This is a genomic window from Vibrio sp. D3, from assembly GCF_043995865.1.
Taxonomy (GTDB): Bacteria; Pseudomonadota; Gammaproteobacteria; order Enterobacterales; family Vibrionaceae; genus Vibrio; species Vibrio diabolicus.
This window is the reverse complement of the sequence record NZ_CP171886.1, coordinates 373796-393626: the sequence shown is the minus strand read 5'-3', so window position 1 is coordinate 393626 and position 19831 is coordinate 373796. Positions and strand designations below refer to the sequence as shown.

General features: G+C 43.0%; 18 protein-coding genes and 1 pseudogene. 14 read left to right on the top strand and 5 right to left on the bottom strand.

What is annotated here, in order from left to right; translation table 11 throughout:
* Positions 1–94: 94 nt before the first annotated feature.
* A complete protein-coding gene (gene ylqF / locus ACHFJ9_RS01745; protein WP_005376521.1) occupies positions 95–1039 on the bottom strand; it encodes a ribosome biogenesis GTPase YlqF in 945 nt (314 codons plus the stop codon).
* Between the two features lie 678 nt (positions 1040–1717).
* Here ylqF and ACHFJ9_RS01740 point away from each other — a divergent pair.
* The 4 genes and pseudogenes from ACHFJ9_RS01740 to ACHFJ9_RS01725 all read left to right on the top strand — a co-directional run bounded on the left by ACHFJ9_RS01740 (position 1718) and on the right by ACHFJ9_RS01725 (position 5418).
* Positions 1718–2905 carry an EAL domain-containing protein gene (locus ACHFJ9_RS01740; protein ID WP_258614588.1) on the top strand — a complete coding sequence of 396 codons (1188 nt, stop codon included), beginning with the start codon at positions 1718–1720 and terminating at the stop codon, positions 2903–2905.
* A gap of 19 nt (positions 2906–2924) precedes the next feature.
* Positions 2925–3026: pseudogene (locus ACHFJ9_RS01735) on the top strand (LuxR C-terminal-related transcriptional regulator); the annotation flags it as partial.
* Positions 3027–3032: 6 nt separating this feature from the next.
* Positions 3033–4394, top strand: coding sequence for a GGDEF domain-containing protein (locus ACHFJ9_RS01730; RefSeq protein ID WP_395354954.1), 1362 nt, complete (start codon positions 3033–3035; stop codon positions 4392–4394).
* Between the two features lie 136 nt (positions 4395–4530).
* Positions 4531–5418 carry a LysR family transcriptional regulator gene (locus ACHFJ9_RS01725; protein WP_005395258.1) on the top strand — a complete coding sequence of 296 codons (888 nt, stop codon included), beginning with the start codon at positions 4531–4533 and terminating at the stop codon, positions 5416–5418.
* Here the strand turns inward: ACHFJ9_RS01725 and ACHFJ9_RS01720 are convergent.
* The gene (locus ACHFJ9_RS01720) at positions 5415–6023 is read right to left on the bottom strand and encodes a response regulator (RefSeq protein ID WP_395354952.1); all 609 of its coding nucleotides are present in this window, start codon (positions 6021–6023) and stop codon (positions 5415–5417) included. The two genes, ACHFJ9_RS01725 and ACHFJ9_RS01720, sit on opposite strands and share 4 nt — an antisense overlap.
* A 478-nt stretch (positions 6024–6501) precedes the next feature.
* Between ACHFJ9_RS01720 and ACHFJ9_RS01715 the strand changes: the two genes are divergently transcribed.
* Positions 6502–7482: a chemotaxis protein gene (locus ACHFJ9_RS01715; RefSeq protein ID WP_025998672.1), complete on the top strand. Its 981-nt coding sequence runs from the start codon at positions 6502–6504 to the stop codon at positions 7480–7482.
* Positions 7483–7530: 48 nt separating this feature from the next.
* On the opposite strand, the gene ACHFJ9_RS01710 is transcribed toward ACHFJ9_RS01715, so the two are convergent.
* Positions 7531–8061 carry a prepilin-type N-terminal cleavage/methylation domain-containing protein gene (locus ACHFJ9_RS01710; protein ID WP_046876029.1) on the bottom strand — a complete coding sequence of 177 codons (531 nt, stop codon included), beginning with the start codon at positions 8059–8061 and terminating at the stop codon, positions 7531–7533.
* Between the two features lie 446 nt (positions 8062–8507).
* On the opposite strand from ACHFJ9_RS01710, the gene ACHFJ9_RS01705 reads away from it, so the two are divergent.
* The 4 genes from ACHFJ9_RS01705 (at position 8508) to ACHFJ9_RS01690 (ending at position 11358) form a co-directional block, all read left to right on the top strand.
* Positions 8508–9230 (top strand): sulfite exporter TauE/SafE family protein, encoded by a 723-nt coding sequence (locus tag ACHFJ9_RS01705; RefSeq protein WP_074190601.1) that lies wholly within the window; start codon positions 8508–8510, stop codon positions 9228–9230.
* 101 nt (positions 9231–9331) lie between these two features.
* Complete coding sequence (rarD, locus tag ACHFJ9_RS01700; RefSeq protein ID WP_395354949.1) at positions 9332–10237, top strand: EamA family transporter RarD; 906 nt, start codon at positions 9332–9334, stop codon at positions 10235–10237.
* Between the two features lie 207 nt (positions 10238–10444).
* Positions 10445–10831 (top strand): MAPEG family protein, encoded by a 387-nt coding sequence (locus ACHFJ9_RS01695; protein WP_395354947.1) that lies wholly within the window; start codon positions 10445–10447, stop codon positions 10829–10831.
* Entirely contained in the window at positions 10825–11358 is a 534-nt protein-coding gene (locus tag ACHFJ9_RS01690; protein ID WP_182032830.1) for a DNA mismatch repair protein, read from the top strand. Before ACHFJ9_RS01695 ends, ACHFJ9_RS01690 begins: the two co-directional genes overlap by 7 nt.
* Before the next feature lie 292 nt (positions 11359–11650).
* Here ACHFJ9_RS01690 and ACHFJ9_RS01685 read toward each other — a convergent pair whose 3' ends face one another.
* The gene (locus ACHFJ9_RS01685; protein WP_395354944.1) at positions 11651–13015 is read right to left on the bottom strand and encodes an endonuclease/exonuclease/phosphatase family protein; all 1365 of its coding nucleotides are present in this window, start codon (positions 13013–13015) and stop codon (positions 11651–11653) included.
* Between the two features lie 352 nt (positions 13016–13367).
* Here ACHFJ9_RS01685 and ACHFJ9_RS01680 point away from each other — a divergent pair, with 352 nt between their 5' ends.
* Complete coding sequence (locus tag ACHFJ9_RS01680) at positions 13368–15473, top strand: M4 family metallopeptidase (RefSeq protein ID WP_395354942.1); 2106 nt, start codon at positions 13368–13370, stop codon at positions 15471–15473.
* Between the two features lie 150 nt (positions 15474–15623).
* A complete protein-coding gene (locus tag ACHFJ9_RS01675; protein WP_005395239.1) occupies positions 15624–15938 on the top strand; it encodes a DMT family transporter in 315 nt (104 codons plus the stop codon).
* 82 nt (positions 15939–16020) lie between these two features.
* Here the strand turns inward: ACHFJ9_RS01675 and ACHFJ9_RS01670 are convergent, their stop codons facing one another.
* Positions 16021–16926: a DMT family transporter gene (locus tag ACHFJ9_RS01670; RefSeq protein WP_005395238.1), complete on the bottom strand. Its 906-nt coding sequence runs from the start codon at positions 16924–16926 to the stop codon at positions 16021–16023.
* Positions 16927–17110: 184 nt separating this feature from the next.
* Here ACHFJ9_RS01670 and ACHFJ9_RS01665 point away from each other — a divergent pair, with 184 nt between their 5' ends.
* From ACHFJ9_RS01665 to ACHFJ9_RS01655, 3 genes are all read left to right on the top strand, one after another.
* Positions 17111–17569 (top strand): NUDIX hydrolase, encoded by a 459-nt coding sequence (locus ACHFJ9_RS01665; RefSeq protein ID WP_006742305.1) that lies wholly within the window; start codon positions 17111–17113, stop codon positions 17567–17569.
* Positions 17570–17680: 111 nt separating this feature from the next.
* Positions 17681–18253, top strand: a complete 573-nt coding sequence (locus ACHFJ9_RS01660) for a GNAT family N-acetyltransferase (protein ID WP_049873552.1) — start codon at positions 17681–17683, stop codon at positions 18251–18253.
* A gap of 125 nt (positions 18254–18378) precedes the next feature.
* A complete protein-coding gene (locus tag ACHFJ9_RS01655; protein WP_330942938.1) occupies positions 18379–19791 on the top strand; it encodes a coniferyl aldehyde dehydrogenase in 1413 nt (470 codons plus the stop codon).
* The last annotated feature ends 40 nt before the right edge of the window (positions 19792–19831 follow it).

Here is a 19831-nt window from a genome sequence, read left to right as displayed (position 1 = left end):
TAAAGTTTGAAAAGTGAAAAAATGGACGCATTAGATAACAAAAAAGGCGCGAAAATCGCGCCTTAAAATATGATTGGGAAAAGATAATATCAGTTTATCGCTTATTACGTAGATAGCGCTTGCGGCGCTCTTCTTTACGCTTCGCTTTTTCTTCTTCTTTACGAGCGGTTTCAATCTCGACTTCAATCAGCTCTTGAGTGATCATTTCTGGGCGCTCTAGTGTAATTTGGCCTAGTGTTCCTTGGCGAAGTTCGTGCAACAAAATCTCTGATACTTTGTGCAAGTCCACACGTCCACCTGCGCGTAGTGCACCACGGCGACGACCAATTTCTTCCATGATCTCGATATCTGATTCAGGAAGCTCTTCGATTTGGTAACGCTCTTTAAGCTTGTCTGCATAGTGGGCTGCTAGGTACTCAATGGTGTAAAACGCAACCTCGTCGTATTCCATCGCAGTATCTTTTACAGCGCCTGTAGCAGCTAAACGGAAGCCACTGTGTGGGTTTTCCACTTTTGGCCACAGAATCCCTGGAGTATCGGATAAAACGATGCCATTTTGCAGGTTGATGCGCTGCTGACGACGTGTTACCGCGGGCTGGTTACCAGTCACCGCGATCGTTCGACCAGCTAGAGTATTGATGATTGTCGATTTCCCAACGTTTGGGATCCCCATGATCATGGTACGAATGTTTTTACCGATCTCTTCACGGTGTGGGGCAAGTTTACGGCAAAGCTCCATGATTCGATGCACTTCTTGCGGTTCTGACGTCGTGATTGCCATTGCTTTTACGTGTTGCTCTTGCTCCAAGTGCTCAATCCATAATTGAGTTAACTCAGGATCGGCCAAATCACGCTTGTTCAAGACTTTAACGACCGGCTTGTCACCACGGATTTGAGAAATCAAAGGGTTTTCACTACTGAAAGGAATACGAGCATCCAGTACTTCGATGATCACATCCACTTGTGGGATTGCTTCTTCGATCTCTTTGCGTGCTTTGTGCATGTGGCCAGGAAACCACTGGATTGAGTTATTAACCATTTGAATTTAATACCTTAATTTTCTTACTGCTCCAACGGGCGTACGAGTAGTAATTTGAGCTTCGAGCAGCATAGTTTTAGACAGAGTGTGTTAAAACCGTACTTACTTTTGTGGCTCTGTACCGCAAAGTTGAGCGTTTCTTTCGTGTTAATGAGCTAGTTTATCACGGAATGAAGGCGAAGCATTCAAGATGGAGACAAAAAGCCACGGTTTACAAACGAGCAAGCAAATATTTGTTGAGTATGCTCGCCAACGGACTTACAACAAGTATTCACTTTGGTGAGATATTGAGCGCAAATATTGTGTAGTCAAAGGTGGATTGTTTTGTCGGTTTTTTCTGACTTATTTTAAATTTTTATCTTTATATCAGTAATTTATATTTCATTTCGCTATTAGTCGAAATTTGACATTTAGCCGACACAAATTAATCTGACTGCCCAGTCCGAGTAAGGCTTTATGCTCAGTACGATAAGTCGTATTACAGCCTTGTCCGTTGCCACATTTTTGCCAGTAGTTTCTTTTTTAATTCATTGATAGTGAGAGTTATTGAGAAGTGACAAGCAGACGGAGTTTTACATTGAGGCTGAGTAATGCTGGTCGATTTTGATCAGCGAGTGGCAGGATTAATTTAACCAATCGAGCAGGAGATCGAAAATATAGACTATTGGATAGAGATAAATGAATACACAGCTTAATGTGATGGTGATTGATGGTCATCCTCTACAAACCAAGATACTTACCCAAATATTGGGCCATAGTGGCGCTTCAGTCAGTACATTCAATTGTGTGGACACTGCTAGTCAATATGCACAAGAGCAATATTTTGATGTGATCTTTTGCGATCTCCAGATGCCGGGAAAAGGCGGTATCGACATCTTGGAAGTATTCGACCAAATTCAGTATCACGGGCAAGTCGTGCTAGTCAGTTTGTTGGAGCAGAGCATCATCTCGGCAGTACGAGAAATGTGCGAAGGGTTTAGTTTTGAGATATTAGGAGAACTGCCTAAGCCGTACGACGAAATGCAAGTGGTTAAACTCCTCAACCAAATAAAAGATGAAAGAACGCGAAAAACAGCGTTTGCTCAACCTATCGTACTGCAAGACCAAGAGTTTTTATTTGCTTTGGGTGAAGGGCGAGTGAAGAATTATTACCAACCTTTGGTAGACGCACACAGTGGTGAGCTTTTAGGTTATGAAGCGTTAGCGCGTTGGGTGCATCCTATTTATGGCGTGTTGTTACCAAACCACTTTCTTCCGATCGTAAAACGATGCCATTTGTCTTCTGAACTTTTTCAATCAGTGCTGATTAATACAATCTATGACATCAACAATAGGGGATTAACCCAAAAGGTCTCGATTAATGTCGACCACGAAAACTTGAACGACCCTGACTTCTCGCATCGTTTTATTCAACAATGCTCGGAGAGCGGTGTCGACCCGTCACAAATCACCATTGAGATTACAGAGCGAGAAGCTTTCCAAGCTAGCACATCTATCTACAAAAACCTCATCAAGCTCAGAATGAAAGGTGTCACGGTATCAATTGATGATTTTGGTACGGGCTCATCTACATTTGAAAAGTTGGCAAAGTTACCTTTTAACGAGATCAAACTTGACCGCGTTTTTGTCTACGGAGCGAGTGAAGATCTGAAAAAGAAAAGCATTGTCATCGCCATTTGTGCTTTAGCGAAAAGCCTCAATATTCGTATTGTCGCCGAAGGTGTCGAAGACGAAGTAACCTATAAAACCATGCGCGAATGTGGAATAGACATCTGCCAAGGCTTTTATATTGATAAGCCCATGCCGTTAGAGGTAATCACTATTTTGAAGCAAAGATATGAAAAAATTGAACGGTTTGATCTTTGATGATCAGATGCTTATCTGTATGGCTATCAGTGATAAAACCGTGAGTACCAAGAAACGTCGATTTCTAGACAAGTTTAATGTGAATAATGTTGTTGAACTTGCAAAAGTATTGGGAACATAAAGTGTTATGAATGTAAGAAGTTTTGTTTCTTCTTTTGCGGTTGCGATGTTGTTATTTATTGTATCGGTGACCATGATTGGTGCTGTTCTCATCTCTTATGAGGAGAAGCAATTTAATACGTACGCTAACAATTTAGCAAAAACAAAGCAGAAGGTTATTCTGCTAGGCTTGTTGACCGAAGCTCAATTGGCGCAGTATGAAAACTTCAGCATCGAACAAATAGAAGCACTGACTGACTTCAGTTTTCAAGATGCAATTTATGCTTTAAGGCCGTATAAAAACCTAGATTATGTAGAAACTGTTGCTCGTAAAGCCCTACACCAAGCAGAAGCTCATTTGTCCAATGTCTACGATAGAGAAGACGCCATATTGTACTTTCGGTCTTACACTAGTGACAAACTCATCTTAGAACGACCAATCCCAGATCTAGAGGGCTCTAAAGAGACGTTTGATATAGAATGGTGCAGAGTGAATTACGCTTGTATTCTTGCCGCGTGGAAAGAGCAGCTCTCCGACCGAGTTCTTATCTCTAAGCCCTTCAAAACCACGTATTCTGATGAGATGGCATTAAGTATCATGAGTCCCGTCTACTATAGAGGGAAGCTTGTCGGCGAATTTTCGGAACAACTGTATTTATCATCGCTTTATAATGAAGGCAAAGCCGTTGACGTAGAGGTTAGTAACGGAAATAAGCAGATAATTATTTACTTTCCGAGCTACCCCTTAGCTCATTTTGCTTACACTCAATCCTATGTTGCCGACAATAATAATCTTGTTATTTACCAATATCCGTTTAGTAAAATAGTGGTGGACTACAGCTTTATTCTTGTCATCTATTCTGTCGTAGCGTTCGCCTATTATCGAAAAGCCAATGAATCTAAACAGAGCAAAATTCAATTAGAAAATGCTCTGAGTGATGTAACGCAAGATGACTTGACCGGATTATTAAATCGGCGAGTATTTAAAGAAGAGCGGTTTAAACATCGAATGGAGGTTGAACCATACTCTATCATTGCGATTGACGGAAATCGTATCAAGAAGATTAATGATCGTTACGGACACCATGTTGGCGATGAAGTCATTGTTATTATTGCAGACTCAATGAGAAAGGTTTTTCGGAACAGTGACTACTTAGTCAGGACAGGTGGTGATGAGTTTATTGTAATTTTGCCCGGATGCAGCATGAGCAAAGCTTCCATGTTAGCGAAAAAGCTCCGTGGCGTTGTTAAACACAATCGTTTAAATACATTAGATATAGAGATCAGCGTTAGTACTGGTGTTGCTGTGCGCGAAGAGGATGAAACGCTGCAAGAGGTGATCGTGAGAGCAGATGAAGAGTTATATGAAATGAAAAAACAGCGTGTTTGAGGACAACAATACATAACCATGACATAACTGTTTGATAAATTTGACCAAGCAGTACCCTTGGTCTTTTATATTAGTCGAGCAATGCATAATGCTCCTTTGATTGCTGATTAGCATAAGACCCAACTGGTACTGTATCGTGAACAAAGACCTTGATCTAAACCTATTAAAAATACTGGTTCTGTTAGAAAAGCATCGTCAGCTTAAACCCGTAGCGAAAGCCCTGGGTAAGAGTGAGGCGTCGGTCAGTAAATATCTTGCTCGCTTACGCATCCAACTTGGTGATGAACTATTCATTCGTCACCCACATCATTTAGAGCCCACCAACTTTCTGATGCGTCAGCTACCCAAAATTGCAGATGCATTAGATAACTTAGAAACATGCTTAGTTCGATCAGAATTCAAACCAGAAAAATACAGTAAGGATATAACGGTCTGTTTACCCCAAACGGCTCAGTACTCATTTGGACACTTGTTGGCGATGGATTTAATGACGCTGTTTCCTAAAGCTCATATTACTGTCGCAACCATCACGGAATATACGGTGGACGAAATCCTTTTAGGCAAAGTGGATGCCCAGCTTCATTACTTCAATGATGAATTGCCAAAATCTATCCATCAGAAATTTATTGGCTACGCGCCTGCTGTGGTTGTTGTTCCGGAAGAGCTTGGGATCACCACTCTTGAAGAGGCTGCCAAACTGCCATTTATTATGCTTGAAATTATCGGTTGGAAAGAGAAAGAGCAGCTTGCAAAACGAGCAATGGAGAATCACGGTATGGTGATCAATCGAATTGCAGCGCTAGATAACGTGAGCAGTGTGCTAAAGCTGCTCAAACAAAAAAAGGCGGCGACGGTTTTTCTGGAGTATCAGGCGCCAATCGAAGGATACCGTTTTATTCGTATTCCTGAATCTTATTACCCCAACGGCTGGCCAAAGGTTGTACTTCAGATGAAGCAAAGCCATCGTCACGACGCAATGCACCAGATATTAACCGATGCCATTGCAAAATATATGAAGAACTAACGATCGCATTGAATGTTTTCAGCGCTTGGGATCGTATGCAGTAATTCAATCAATGAATCTGCATGGTATTTTTTCAAAATACGAGTTTTGTAAGTGCTGATGGTTTTAGCGCTGAGCGATAGTTGTTCTGAAATACGTTTATTTGAATAGCCCTGAGCTAAGTAGTGGAACACCATGGCTTCGCGATTGGATAGCGTGACATCACCAGTAGAAGGAGCGTGAGTAGACTTAAACATAGAGTACCCACGTGAGACACTCACAATCGCGTCAGTAATCGCTTCTTTTGTCTCGTTTTTATTTAAGAAACCATGAGCTCCCATCTCGTAAGCCGCTTTAGAAAGGCTGGAATAGTCGCGTGAAGAAATAAAAAGTAATTTACCTTGATAGCCCGTTGCTAAAATATTCTTCGCCAAACGCATACCATCTCGATCACCAAGGACAACGTCTAGAATAATAAAATCAATTTTTGTATTTCGAACTAAGTCCATTACTTCTGCGCTGTCTTTCGACTGAATGACTTTGGCTGTGTTGATTACGCTCTCAACAAGAGAAGTCAGTGCTTCGCTGTAAAGTGGTTGGTCATCAATGATAAGAACATTATTCAAATGGAGCCTCACTACTATCCGAGCTGTCATACCGCCCAACGCAATATGATTGTATTAAGAGGGATTGTAGGAAAAACCTTGCTGATGGAAAGGAAAATGACATTTTCTATAATTGAAATTCACTGAGCACAATTGAATAAGATACTGTCGAATACGCCAATACACGAGGGATTTCATATGTGTGGGTATAGTGATAGGCCAACGAAAAACATCAATATTAACCCTAAACTTTTCATCGAAATGGCCGCTAAAAGTGGGAAGGTAAGTTCGCACTAAGTTAACTCATGTTATCCTGTTCAAAAATGAGACATTTTTTCACAGTTTGATATGGAAATGTGCGTTGACCGTCCTTTTGGTGGTTTACAAACTTTGTTGTAACGACTAAAAAGGATGCTTGGATTTTTAGCCTGAGAATGGCTTCTCATGGCGTTTGCATCAAACTTTTTCTGATGCGTATTTTGGTTGGATAATTGGCTTTATGAGTAACGTAACCAGCACCATTTTGACAGAAAGTGGTACCAATGAGCTTGAAATCATCGAGTTTCATTTAGAAAAAACATTGCCGGATGGCAGCACAAAAACTTGTTATTACGGCATCAACGTTGCGAAAGTACGAGAAGTGATTCGCGTACCAGAGACAACCGATTATCCAAACGCACAACCTCACATGATCGGGGTGTTTTCGTCCAGAGATGTATTGACGCCTTTAGTAGATTTAGCTGGTTGGTTAGGTGTACCAACACGCCAGGACCTAGAGCGTAAGTTTGTTATCGTTACTGATTTCAACAAAATGACCAATGGCTTTCTGATTGATAGTATTTCACGTATTCATCGTATCTCTTGGAATGATGTGGAATCACCAAGTCAGTTTTTGGAAGCGGGCGAACAAGATTGTGTAGTGGCCGTTGTTCGCAAAGAAGGCAACCTGATCATGATTCTCGACTTTGAAAAAATCATCGCGGATATTAACCCAGAGCTGAGTATGGAAAAATACGATGTGAAAGGGGATAAGTCGGTAGATCTAAACCAGAGAATGGTGGGTAAGCGTAATGCTAAAACGATCATGGTGGTGGATGACTCAGCATTTATTCGCTCTTTGATTCAAGATACATTAGCTTCTTCAGGTTACAATGTGATCACTTGTAAAGACGGTGGTGAGGCTCATGAGAAATTAATGAGCTTAATCGAGGTCGCGAAAGAAGAAAACTTGCCAGTTAAAGAGCTGTTAGATGCGGTGGTTACAGACGTAGAAATGCCTCGAATGGATGGTATGCACTTAGTGAAGAGACTACGCGATACTGAAGCGTTTCATGAAATGCCGATCATTATGTTCTCATCATTGATGAGTGAGGATAACCGAGCGAAAGCACTGTCTCTTGGCGCAAATGATACGATTACCAAGCCAGAGATTGGCCGTATGGTGAATATGATGGATAAATACGTATTTAACTTTGCGTAAACAAACCCGATAAGATTAAAAATAAGGCTGCCGATGGGCAGCCTTATCTTATTGTGGGCATGGAAGAATTTTTAAGGTGTAACTTTCGTTTGGAGCCTGCGGTGGTCCATATAAAATCCCGCATTGTGTCAGGCTTGCTCTTTTTTCGTCTACTGCTGCAATGACCATTTCTCGTGTTGTTGAACCCGCTGGGTGATGAAATGTTTTCCAATCTGAGCCTTCTTCGTTCAGCCCTTGCACAAGCAATTTCATCGACTCGCTATCAGAATCAGGATACCCATATAAGAAAACACAGCGTTTTGAACCACCAATATTACAACCGTCAAATGGTAAATCGGCCATTAAAGCACTGTCTACGAAGTTTGAAACGTAAGATTTGCTCTCCAACCCTGCAATCGCCATTTTCCCATAACCGACACCGAGCGCTGATGCAATCGCGCCCTTCATGCCTTCTAAACGCGCTTCACGCGCATCACTTTGAAGGTTTAAAAAGCGTGGTGCGGCAGTGACAGCAAGAATGCCAAGCACGACAATAACTACGACTAACTCTATTAGAGTAAATCCAGTTTGTTTTCTCATATTATTTTCACAGCAAGTTAAAGGTAGAAAAAGTAACACTGACCGTACACTTGTTGTTGTGTAAATAAGTACGGTAATGACAAAATGATCAATAGTATAAAGCGATGAGTCATAAAGTGCTATACCGACGTAGTGAGAATCGGCTACGCCTACATAGAGCGGGAGGAGGGTTCAAAGATCTAATGCGGCCGTTTTTGAGCAGTCATTAATTCCGTGTAAGAAATGCTGCATGAACAGTCGAGCATGAATTCGCCTAGATATAAGCATACGTGTACATCGGCTGAATGAAAGACGAAAAGAAGTGACAGCAAACCGCACAAATGGATTGTCTTTTTGTTCACTTTGATGAATGCTACGCGAGATTCATATCACAACACACTCGACGCATTCATCGTGCGAATGTGCTTTGGTTTCGTGTTTGGCTTTCAAATATAAGAATAATCTAAATGGAATTCGATTCGATAAACTTGCTTGCGATAGGGCTAATATTTCTTGGCTCTTATGTACAAACCGCAATAGGCTTTGGCTTGGCAATTGTTGCCGCACCTTTACTGATTCTTTGGGCGCCGGAGTATGTGCCTGCACCAATCTGTTTAGTCGCGTTATTTATTTCGTTGATGAATTCGATGAAGCACCGCAGTAGTGTTGAAATCGGCGGTTTAAAAATGGCATTGATTGGGCGTGTGCCCGGATCGGTCGCTGGCGGCTTGCTACTGTTTTTTGTCTCGACTCAAGCTCTTACACTTTGGATTGGTTTTTTGGTGTTATTCGCGGTTGTGGTGAGTGTTTTACCGTTTCGGGTTGAACCGACACCAGCGCGTATGACATTAGCAGGATTCTTTTCAGGATTGTTTGGTACCAGTTCGGCGATTGGAGGCCCACCGATGGCGTTGTTGTTGCAACATCAAGAAGCGAATCAGTTACGTGGTAACCTATCGGCATTTTTTGTTTTCAGTTCCATCATTTCGCTCGTTGTTCAAATTCCCGCTGGTTTCTTCACATTACACCATTTGGTGATTACTATTCCGCTATTACCTGCGGCAGCGCTTGGGTATTGGCTCGCGATGAAAACCACCCAATCGTTACCAAAAGAAAAAATTCGGTTTGGAGCACTTATGTTGTGTTTTGTGAGTGGGTTTACAGCAGTAGTACAAGCGTTGAACCAGTAATGCCCTCAGCATCTTAAACTCACAGGGATATCGATCTCCTTTTATTATGCATAGCGCCATTTGTTTGCGCTGACTTGTTCGTTTAGATGAGCGATAGTTTTATGAATAACACTCGTTATGGCACTTTTATGGCAGCATTCTCCTTTGTAATTTGGGGGCTGCTACCCATTTATTATCGTTATTTACCGAATGCTTCAATGGATGAGTTGCTGGCATGGCGAATCATCGGCTCAGTTCCTGTCGGTTTTTTAATTGTGCTTGGTATAACCCGTCGAGGACCGAATTGGAAAGAAATCTGGTGTGACAAAAAATCTTTGTGTTACACATTTGTCGCGAGCAGTTTGATGTGTATTTCATGGAGTGCGTTCACTTGGGCTTTGACTCACCATCGAGTCATTGATGCAAGCTTAGGCTTTTTTATTGGACCGTTAGTGTCAGTGGCACTAGGTGTGTTTATTCTTGGAGATAAGCTCTCAAAAGGCAAACTCATCGCAATTGTGCTAGCAACAATTGGCGTGATGTATCAAGTGATTCATTATGGCCAGTTGCCTGTTATCGCACTAACGATGGGGTTGTTCTTTGCTTTGTATGGGTTGTACAAGAAGAAGATAACATACGACTGGAGCACCACCTTATTTGTTGAGGCGCTGCTATTGACTCCAGTTGCCGTGGCGTATTTGTTCTACAAACAATGGACAGTGGGTGAGTTGGCTTCAGGCGTAGATATCACAACATTGCTTTTGTACTTTGGCAGCGCACCGATCACGCTTTTACCACTGATTTTTTATTCTATCGCGATACGTATAACAAACTTATCGACAGTTGGTTTAATGCAATACATTGAACCAAGCTTGCAATTTTTTTTGGCTGTGATGTTTTTCGGTGAACTGTTTGATGAAGTTAAAGCAGTGACCTTTGCCTTTATTTGGGTGGGGCTGTTATTTACAATCTTTGAAAGTATTGTCAAAGGGCATAAGCGTAAAAAGCTGGCCAATCATCCTTTATAGTGCACTATTCTTGAATATTCACGATTCCACTCTCACGCCCTCTATTCGAGGGCGTTTTTAGTTCCATAAGGTATTCTCTTACTCGTTTTCTTATATTCGAGTCAAAGCATAATTTGAGGTTAACTGACGCATTATCATTAGGATACCGCTATATTTATAGCCAAGTAACACGCTATATAATGAAAACCGGATTAAAAAGGACGACATATGATCACAGCTCTATACGCTAGCATTCTTGCAATACTGATTATTTGGTTGGCCGTTCAAGTGATTAAGCAGCGTCGCTTAAATCAGATTGCTTATGCTGATGGAGGAGTGGAGGCTCTCCAAATCGCTCGTAGTGCACAGAGTAACGCGACAGAATATATCCCCATTACTCTGATTCTAATGGCACTGTTAGAATTCAATAGCGCTTACCCAATCTGGATACATCTCACAGGCATTATTTTCGTGATCGGTCGAATTATCCATGCTCGAGGTATATTGAAAGAGGACTTAAAAAGGCGAGTTAGGGGCATGCAGGTGACATTTCTAGTGATACTTTCTCTGGTTGTGCTGAATATGATTTATCTTCCGTACGATAAGTTATGGTAAGTCTTCGTAGCTATATCCCGCCGCCATGGGTACTCGTTCTGATTGGGTTAGTACTGAATATTGGCGCGATCGTTCTTACTAGCTTGGTCCTTGATAGGCTTGGCAAACAGTATTCGCAACTCGCAGAGCAAAAGGCGGAAAACTTGTATTCCATCCAACTCGCGTGGAATAGCGTTGAAACTCTAGAAAGAAAAAGAGAGGCGTTGCTGCTTCACTTGCACATAAGTCAGAGCGAAGCGATACCTTCGGAGATAGAGCAGATAGTGGAAGGGCATTTATCCTCTTGGACTCATCACGAATCGGATGAAATACAAATAGATAAACTCCCTCAGCTAATGTCAAAGATAAACCAAGCACAAGCTTCGTATAGAGATCGCATTGATGACTATTACATTGAGAATGTAGAGCTCAATGAGCTAATGGCAAAGCAAGATGAAAAGATCGCTTGGTACAAGAATATCGGGCTCTTCTTGCAAGTATTCGGACTCGCATTAATCCTCGCACGTGATTTGGCTAGGAAGCCATAGAACAAAAGTTAATGGTAGGGTTTATTGCGAAATGCCAATAATAATTTGCAAATTGCAATTCATTGCGTGAGCAAACAGTGGCTATTGGTGAAGTTTTAATGAAAGTGATTAAATAACAACCTGTTTTTGTGCGCTACAAAGTTGGCACGCCTCATGCTTTAGTATGAGTGACCCTTTCTAAGCCGAGGGTCACCTAGCCAACTGACGTTGTTAGTGAACCACTTTGTTCACAAATATATACAGCCAATCACGAATCCTTGTTGTTGGCTTTTTTTTATTTAAATGACACAGTTTAGAACTGTGCTTTAATCCAGATCATGCGATGGTCGGAAGACACATCTTTGCCATCACCATACTTACCAATACGCGCATCGTTAAATAGCTTACGACCTTCTTCATAAGAAGCTGACCAGTATACGCCAGAGTCCACCACATTTAGGTTTGCAGAAGGCAAGGCATAATCTACACCCAAGCCAAACGTCGAAGTGATGCGATTCGGATATGGGTGGGTGGAGCTGCGGTCAACAGCGTGTTCGGCTGCACCAAAGCTTGTCGGATAAAGCTTGCCATTCATCACGGTTTGGTTAACCAATGGATCATTATGCAGTTCTTGCATTACTGAGCTAATCCCGTCACCGGCTACTGGATCAAGGTTTTGATCGCCCATCATTACGAATTTAGCCCCGCTCGCTAAGCCGCCTTTCTTACCTGCATCGTCGTAGAAATAGTCTTTACCTTGAATGTAGTGATGCCAGAACTCTACTTCGGCTGCGTTTTGCGCTCTGTTTTTACCTGGGTCGAATACTGGTGGAGTAGGGTGCGACATCAGTAGATGCACAACTTCCTCACCATTGCGAGTCGGAATGATAATTGGTGCATCTACGTGGTTTTTAGAAGATAGGCGTACTTGATCCCATTCTTCTGCAGAGTACCACTCATCATCACACTTCATGCCATCTGGAATTTTTTGTGAGCCGTCACAGATAGTAATGGTTGGAATCTTCGCACCTTCCATATCTTTCCATTTAAACGCTTGGAACGTGCGCGTATTTGCCGTATCAATCTTGTATTTAGACATTAGGGCAAAGGCATATTGACCGTGGTACATGCCAAAGCCCCATGCATCGCCCGGCATTTGACCTGCAGTTCCATTGTTGTCGAGGTCAAACTCGCTTAGCAAACCTGTGTTGGTAGAGTAAGACTCCGCGTAAGGATATTCGATAGGTTCAAGGTTCGCTTCACCGCCTGCACCATTGATGCTTTGCGCGACAGACAGGTAGTTCTTCTGGAAGCCTTCAAGGGCAGCTTTGTTTTCGCCTGTTCCGTCGTTGTTGTATTCCGCCATCATAAGAACGTCAGGGCGATTCTTCTGAATAATCGCAGCAACGTTCCGAATTTGAATGACTTTTTCCGCAGTGGTTTTGTCTTCAGCGGCGATAGAACCGTCTAAATAGGCAGTAACCAATACAGTTTGCTGCGCTGGTTCAATTTGCATTTCACTCACTAAAGCTTCAAAAGTTGCACGGTCAAAAGAGAGGTTGTAAGTCGCTATTTTTACTTCTTTAGGCTGAACATTGACGTATTCAGTGTCGTCATTACATCCAGGTAATAGAGCGGCGCCAACCAGGAGAGCGATAGAGGTTTTGATTGTTTTCATGGGTACGTCATACCTTATAATTGATTCGGCTGAATATTAAAGTCATCAGTGATTGTTTTAAGCGATATCAATCACACAAACGTTTTCATATTTACATGTTCAATTAGTTTTTGTGTGATTTGTGCAATAAACGCAACACTTTCAACACCAAAAGGTTATATGCAAATTGTTAAAAAACGGTGTCGCTTTTAATAGATGAAATGGCACTAAAACATAAGCTGTATGATTGTGTGTGCTAAAATCAATGAGCGGGATGATTACGATAAGTTTGACTTCACTTTCGGGTGAGAAACAAACAAATAAGAACTGGTCAGTTTGGCTTTGCTATTGATGCAAAATAGGGGGCTAACCGATGGGTTCAGTATCAAACTACCAGAGCAGGTTATTTGTCACGGCAATGCTTGCTTCACCACTTCTTTTTTCAACATCTTTATCCGCCGCTCAGTCCGAACGGCTAGAGCAAAACCATGGTCTTGTTGTTGCTTTAGAAAAACGCAACCTTGCAGCCACACAAAATATAGATCGTGTGTTAGGTTTACAAAATGGAAATCGTGTACAAAAGCTGAAAACCAACAAAGGTAAAAACGGCGGTACGCATAGTCGTTATCAGCAGATGTTTAAAGGCGTCCCGATTTGGGGCAAGCAAATTGTCGTACATCGTGATAAACAGGGCCAAATCAAGCACATCAACGGCACTCTCGTAAAGGATATTGCCCGAGATATCAATGATATGGTGCCTAGATTGTCGCTTTCTCAAGTAATGTCTTCAACGCAAAAGTCGTACCGTGAAAACGGGTACCAAATAGATAATCAGCGCCAAGGTTTGCGTATTTATGTCGATAAAAGTGACGTGGCGCACTTAGCTTATATTGTCCAGTTTTTTGCTGATAATGAGCATGGTGGTAAGCCTACGCGTCCCACCTTTCTTGTTGATGCTAAAACAGGAAACATTTTGCTGCAATATGAAGGGTTAGCGCACGTAGAAGCGAATGGTCCAGGAGGAAACCAAAAAATTGGTCGTTATCATTATGGTGTGGACTTTGAGTCTCTATTAGTCCAGCAATCCGGTGATACGTGTTTGATGGACATTCCTGGCGTGGTCAAAACCATCAACTTGAATGGTAGGACGTCTGGCAATACACATACGTTCGTTTGTCCAACCAATAGTGTTAAAGAAATTAATGGAGCGTACAGCCCGTTAAACGATGCGCATTACTTTGGCAAAGTGGTATACGACATGTACAAAGATTGGCTAAATACCGCTCCCTTAACGTTTCAGCTTCAAATGCGAGTGCATTACCGCAAACGTTATGAAAACGCCTTTTGGAATGGCTCGAGCATGACTTTTGGCGACGGTGCGAGTTATTTCTATCCTTTAGTGAGTTTAGATGTCTCAGCGCACGAGGTTAGCCATGGATTTACAGAACAAAACTCTGATCTGATTTATTCAGAGCAATCAGGCGGAATCAATGAGGCTTTCTCAGATATGGCAGGTGAGGCGGCTGAATTCTATTCACGTGGTTCTAACGATTGGAAAGTTGGGTACGATATTAGAAAGGCTGCCAATGCGGCGCTGCGCTACATGGATAATCCGCCCCTTGATGGTCGTTCAATTGATCACGCGTCTCAGTATGTGAGTGGCATGGATGTGCATTATTCAAGTGGTGTGTTTAACAAAGCGTTTTATCTATTGGCGGTTGAGTACAATTGGGGAACGCGACAAGCGTTCGAGGTTTTTGCGTACGCTAACCAGAACTACTGGACGCCAAGCGAAACGTTTGACTCTGCAGCTGCGGGTGTATTGGCCGCCGCCCAAAGCTTAAACGTGGCGGCGAATGATGTAGCCGATGCTTTTGCTCAGGTCGGTGTTTCAGTTGATGGCGGAGTCGTCGAGCCACCATCTAGCACGTGTGAGGCTATCGCCCTAAACAATGGTGTTTCCAGCAACATAGACTCTTCATCTACTGGTGAGTGGCATTGTTTTACGATTGATGTGCCTACCAACAGTTCAGACTTTACTGTTACCACATCGGGAACAAACGGCGATGCGGATCTTTACGTTAAGCTGGGAAGTGAACCAAGTTTAACCAGCTACGATTGTCGCTCATACAGTAGCAACAGTAATGAAGCATGTAGTATTACTTCTCCGAATGAAGGAACGTGGCACATTGGCGTGTACGCTTACAGCAGTTACAGTAACTTGAACGTGGAAGCAAGTTATGTAGGACAAGAAGCGCCACCACCATCTGATGAAGTTACTACACAATCAATCAACAATGGTAAAACATGGACGGCGATTATTACTGGTTCTGGCTTGATGAATGGCGTGTGGAATGTTATTTCAAATACGCCGTGTGATAACGATAACGAGTGCAGTTTATCCGGTATCGGAAAGAAAACCAGTGAGGTTAGCTTTACGTTGACGGATGGTACCGTATTCATCATCGCTAAGCCCTAGCGATTTTTATGTAAATAGGCCCTGAAATATCAGGGCCTTATTTTTTTACGTTCAATTTTCTGTATATAATAGCGAGTCACAAAGAAGTGAGGACGACCTCACCGCTCTATCTTTTCTCGGGGACGACCCCATCTCGTTGGGAAATATGACATGGCTTGGGGAATTCTCTTCATTGCTGGCTTATGCGAAGTGGCATGGGCTGTCGGACTAAAATACTCACAAGGTTTTACCAAATTGGCGGCATCTGGCTTTACCGTTACGTTTATGGTGTTGAGCTTTTGGTTACTTGGAATTGCATTAAGGACGCTACCACTCGGTATCGCTTACGGCGTTTGGGTAGGTATAGGAGCGATTGGAACGGCAATCGTCAGTATCTACATATTTAACGAGCCCGCGACGCTGATAAAATTGCTGAGTTTACTGCTTATTGTTGCCGGTATCGCTGGATTAAAATTATCCGCTTAACGTCAGGTTAAACATAAAAAGAAAGCCAGAGTCGACTCTGGCTTTTTACGTTTTAGTGTTATCTCGCTTTGGGGCTGAAGGGTTAAGCGCTGCGCTTAACGAATGGCAATCGCAAATGGTGGCCAAATACGTTAATGAGTGCGCCCGCTACAATTAGTGCACCACCGATGTACGTCCAGATGAGCGGGATTTCGCCGAAGAAAATGATGCCTAACAACACAGAAAATACGATCTGAATATACGAGTAAGCAGACGCTTTGCCCGCTTGCTGAGTTTGCATTGCTTTGGTTAATCCCAATTGCCCAACTTGGGTGAATACACCAACCAAAACCAACATGAAAGTCAGATACAGGTCGGGCATAACAAAATCATCGCCAATCAGTAAGAGTGAAGCGGGCAGAGCAACCAGAGGGAAATAGAAAATGATCACTGAACTATCTTCAGTTTGGCTAAGTTTTCTAACAATGACATAAGCAATTGAGCTACCAAATGCGCCCAAGATTGCAATCATTACGCTAAACATAGGTAAAGTGCGTTCTGCTTCTTGTCCGGTTTCTGGACTTACCATTATATAGATGCCGAGTAAGCACAAGGCAATACAAAGGAACGTCGATGGTTGAATGCGTTCCTTCAAGAAAAAGACGGCTAGGAGCGCAGTAAATACTGGGTGAATGTATTGGAATATGGTCGCTTCTGCCAAAGGTAAGGTAGTCACCGAATAATATACGCACATCAATGCCATGGTGCCCACTGCGCCACGCGCAAACAGTAATGGCTTATTATTGCCCCATACAGAAATTCGTTTTCGCTTAACATCTAAATAGCTGATAACAAGTGAGACGAGTGCCCTCGCTGCAACAATCTCAAATACAGGGATACCATGAAGACTGACATGCTTTACTGTGGCAGACATTAGCGCGAAACCGAATGCGGAGAGCACCATAAAGCGCACACCAATGGGAACCAGGGTGTTGAATGAATTAGACATTTTACTGCTCATTTGTTGCGACAGATCGCACTTTAGCATACTCAGCTCACAAAATGATCCGTGATATTCAAACACATCTGCCGAGAGTGAGAATAAGCAGTAGACTATGGAGTCTCAAGCAACCCTATCTTTGATTCGCGCATGGAGCGCATCTAGGAAATATCTAGATATTTAAGGAGCATACATGATCCCAGTACAAGCGACGCATACTTCTGGCGTTGTCATTTCTAAAATTGATGGCGTCGATAAAATGCTGTTGCTCAAACGTGTTAAAGGTGGTTATTGGTGCCATGTTGCTGGTGGTGTAGAGGCCGGTGAAACCGGATGGCAAACTATTCTCAGAGAACTGAAAGAAGAGACGCAAATTGACGATGTTGAGTTACATACTGCAGACTTTCTAGAACAGTTCTACGAAGCAAAAAATAACCGCATCATGGTTATTCCATGCTTCGTATTATTTTGTCCACCTAACCAATCGGTTGTACTTAACGAAGAACACACAGAGTATTGTTGGTGTACGCTTGAAGAAGCAAAGCGACTAGCCCCGTTTGCAAATCAGCACCACCTTTACGAACATGTGTGGAGGCATTACGTGGATGTGGAGTCGTTGACGCCATTTACGTTGATTGAACAAACAGACTAGACGAGATAACCATCCTTTTAAGCACGTTTGAAATAACGAATATGGAAGTTTGTTCTCAACGCAATGAGGCGGTAGGATTTGTGAGTAGTTACTGAAAAAGGGATAATGTGGATGGATGAGGTCATGTGCCAAAAGGCGTATCAAGGAAATAGCATGCAGGCCAGTTTTTCTGTTTCAGACAGGGTCTCAATTGAGCCTCTTACCACCAAACACGCGACCGTTTTACTGGAAGTTGTGAACACGTATCGAAACAGCCTCTCTGGCTATTTGCCTTGGACGGACTTTGTGACCAACCGCAGAGAAGCGGTGAACTACATCTCTCAGCGCGTGAACAGCAAAGCGTTAGATGCCCACTGGTGCGCTATTTATTTTGATGGGCAGTTTACGGGTGTTATTGGCATTAAAGGTGTGGATTCGCACACACGCGTCACTGAGATTGGCTATTGGCTTGCCAACAATGGGCGAGGACACCGAGTGATCGACCAAGTACTCGCGGTGTTGATTCCTTTTTTGAAGCAGAAAGGGCACGCGCAATTCATCCAATTCCACTGTATGGAAGACAACATTGCCAGCATCAATATTGCTGAGCGTGCTGGTGCTACATTAAAAGAATACATTGATCACGAGTTCGAGACGCTTGACCGCTCTCAACGGCTCGGCATTTATGAGTTGCGTCTGACTTAGCTCCAAACCCACTGATATTTTAATCAGAGTTCGAACTCTAATTTCGCGAGCGCTACAATAGTAACATTGTTGCGCTCGTGTTAATTTGGAGCGTCATTGGTTGAAACTAGGTTAGGAGAAGCATCATGAACGCAATCGCAGAGGTTGAAGTGGACAACCTGTTACAACAAAGCCTTGATCGCTTAAAAGCGGCGTATGCCGCCGAACCTTATCCTAGTTTGGATGAGCGTAAGCAGCGCCTTGTCTTGCTAAAACAAGCTCTGATTGCGAATAAACAAGCATTGGTGGAAGCGCTGAGTGACGATTTTGGTTATCGTTCCGAATTTGATACCGCCATGACCGACGTTTTGCCGACGGTCTCGCACATCAATTACACCATCAAGCAGCTAAAAAAGTGGTGCAAACCAAGTAAGCGTGAATCCGGTCTGTTGCTTGCTCCGTCGAAAGTGACTGTTCAGTATCAGCCACTCGGCGTGGTCGGGATCATTTCGCCGTGGAATTTTCCTGTCATTTTGAGCCTTGCGCCTTTAGTTACTGCTTTGGCCGCAGGTAACCGTGTGATGATGAAGCTCAGCGAATTTACGCCCAAAACCAATAAAGTCATCGTCAATATTTGTCGCGAGTTGTCTGAATATGTCGAAGTATTTGAAGGTGAAGCGGACGTTGCACGATCATTCAGCCAACTGCCATTCGATCATCTTTTGTTTACTGGCTCGACAAATGTTGGTCGCGCTGTGGCAAAAGCAGCGGCTGAAAACCTGACTCCAGTGACGTTAGAGCTGGGCGGGAAATCTCCGGTGATCATTGCAGAAGATGCAGACATGAAGAAAACCGTTGATGCGATTTTGTTTGGTAAATGCATCAATGCTGGCCAGATTTGTGTGGCGCCTGATTACGCGTTTGTACCACAAGAACGCGTCGAAGAGTTCATCACGCTGTTCTTAAAACGTTTTGAAAAACTCTATTTGAAATCCAACAAGAATCAAAAGCTGACCCATATTATCAATCAACGACAGTATGATCGTTTGACTGCGCTACTTGAGGATGCCAAAGCTCAGGGCGCAAGCATCCATACTGTTGAAGCGTCACCTCAACAGGAAAGGCTTTTGTATCCTCATTTGATCACTGACGTGTCGAGAGATATGCGCATCATGCAAGAGGAAATATTTGGGCCATTTCTACCCATCAAGCCTTACAAAGCGGTAGATGAAGCGATTGACTACATTAATCAGCACCAGCGACCACTTGCGCTGTATGTTATGTCGGACAACAAATCGACCATCAGACATATTGTACGCAACACACACAGTGGCGGCGTCGGCATCAACGACACGGTATTACACGTTGGCGCTGAAGATGCGCCTTTCGGTGGCGTTGGTGAGTCAGGCATTGGTCATTATCACGGAGTGGAAGGATTCAGAACCTTTAGCCACGCGAAAACCGTACTCCACACGCCTAAATGGCTGCCAAGGACGGGGGCATTAATGCGTCGCAGAGCTATGGCGATAAAAGCGATTCAAAAGATTTTTGTTCGATAGTGGTTGGATTGAAAAAAACGCCCAAACGGGCGGTTTTTTT

Coding starts and splice junctions, on each gene's coding strand:
- ylqF (WP_005376521.1), bottom strand. CDS start 1,039: ATGGTTAATAACTCAATCCAGTGGTTTCCTGGCCACATGCACAAAGCA.
- ACHFJ9_RS01740 (WP_258614588.1), top strand. CDS start 1,718: ATGAATACACAGCTTAATGTGATGGTGATTGATGGTCATCCTCTACAA.
- ACHFJ9_RS01730 (WP_395354954.1), top strand. CDS start 3,033: ATGAATGTAAGAAGTTTTGTTTCTTCTTTTGCGGTTGCGATGTTGTTA.
- ACHFJ9_RS01715 (WP_025998672.1), top strand. CDS start 6,502: ATGAGTAACGTAACCAGCACCATTTTGACAGAAAGTGGTACCAATGAG.
- ACHFJ9_RS01710 (WP_046876029.1), bottom strand. CDS start 8,061: ATGAGAAAACAAACTGGATTTACTCTAATAGAGTTAGTCGTAGTTATT.
- ACHFJ9_RS01705 (WP_074190601.1), top strand. CDS start 8,508: ATGGAATTCGATTCGATAAACTTGCTTGCGATAGGGCTAATATTTCTT.
- rarD (WP_395354949.1), top strand. CDS start 9,332: ATGAATAACACTCGTTATGGCACTTTTATGGCAGCATTCTCCTTTGTA.
- ACHFJ9_RS01695 (WP_395354947.1), top strand. CDS start 10,445: ATGATCACAGCTCTATACGCTAGCATTCTTGCAATACTGATTATTTGG.
- ACHFJ9_RS01690 (WP_182032830.1), top strand. CDS start 10,825: ATGGTAAGTCTTCGTAGCTATATCCCGCCGCCATGGGTACTCGTTCTG.
- ACHFJ9_RS01685 (WP_395354944.1), bottom strand. CDS start 13,015: ATGAAAACAATCAAAACCTCTATCGCTCTCCTGGTTGGCGCCGCTCTA.
- ACHFJ9_RS01680 (WP_395354942.1), top strand. CDS start 13,368: ATGGGTTCAGTATCAAACTACCAGAGCAGGTTATTTGTCACGGCAATG.
- ACHFJ9_RS01675 (WP_005395239.1), top strand. CDS start 15,624: ATGGCTTGGGGAATTCTCTTCATTGCTGGCTTATGCGAAGTGGCATGG.
- ACHFJ9_RS01670 (WP_005395238.1), bottom strand. CDS start 16,926: ATGTCTAATTCATTCAACACCCTGGTTCCCATTGGTGTGCGCTTTATG.
- ACHFJ9_RS01665 (WP_006742305.1), top strand. CDS start 17,111: ATGATCCCAGTACAAGCGACGCATACTTCTGGCGTTGTCATTTCTAAA.
- ACHFJ9_RS01660 (WP_049873552.1), top strand. CDS start 17,681: ATGGATGAGGTCATGTGCCAAAAGGCGTATCAAGGAAATAGCATGCAG.
- ACHFJ9_RS01655 (WP_330942938.1), top strand. CDS start 18,379: ATGAACGCAATCGCAGAGGTTGAAGTGGACAACCTGTTACAACAAAGC.